Source organism: Enhygromyxa salina (assembly GCF_002994635.1).
In the GTDB taxonomy this organism is placed as follows: domain Bacteria; phylum Myxococcota_A; class Polyangia; order Nannocystales; family Nannocystaceae; genus Plesiocystis; species Plesiocystis salina_B.
Genome location: NZ_PVNL01000137.1, coordinates 1 through 591 on the forward strand (window position 1 = coordinate 1; position 591 = coordinate 591).

General features: G+C 65.7%; 1 pseudogene. It reads right to left on the reverse strand.

Going from position 1 to position 591, the window contains the following annotated elements:
• Positions 1–591 (reverse strand): annotated as a pseudogene (locus ENSA7_RS36940) (DDE-type integrase/transposase/recombinase); the annotation flags it as partial.

Sequence of the window (591 nt, forward strand, 5' to 3'; positions counted from 1 at the left end):
GTTGAGGTCATCGAGGCTCGTGAATACACGGCCAGCATAGAAGTTGTTCTCAATGAAGTGAAACGGTCGCTCGACCCGGGCCGAGCGATTCGCGTCGCCGACGGCGTGCGCCTCGAATTCAAACCCGAAGCGCTCGGCCAGGGCGAGCATCTGAGCGGCCGGGACCGCGTCGGGGCCACGACCGTGCGCGATGATCACCGACGAGTTGTCGATCATGCAGCGCGCTGCCGCGCCGCCGAAGTACTGGATCGCCTCAGACAGGAAGGCTCGGCACTCGAAACGCGACCAGCGGGCGTGGACCTGGGCGTAGAGCATTCGGCTGTAGCACTGGACCAGCGACGCGCACTGGACCAGCGTCTCCACATTGTCGATCTTCACGACGTGCGGCGAGGTGTCGTGCTGCATCTCCTGGCCCGGCTCGAAGTGGTAACGACCGACGCGCTGCTTGGCCGGCTGGCCGATCTCATGGCGTCGGCAAAAAGACGTCAGGCTCGAGTAGCCGACCTCGATCCCCTCGGCGGCGAGCTCCTCGTGGACCCGCACCAGGTTGCCCTTGCAGCTGCCATGCAGCTCGCGGACGCGCGCGAGGTG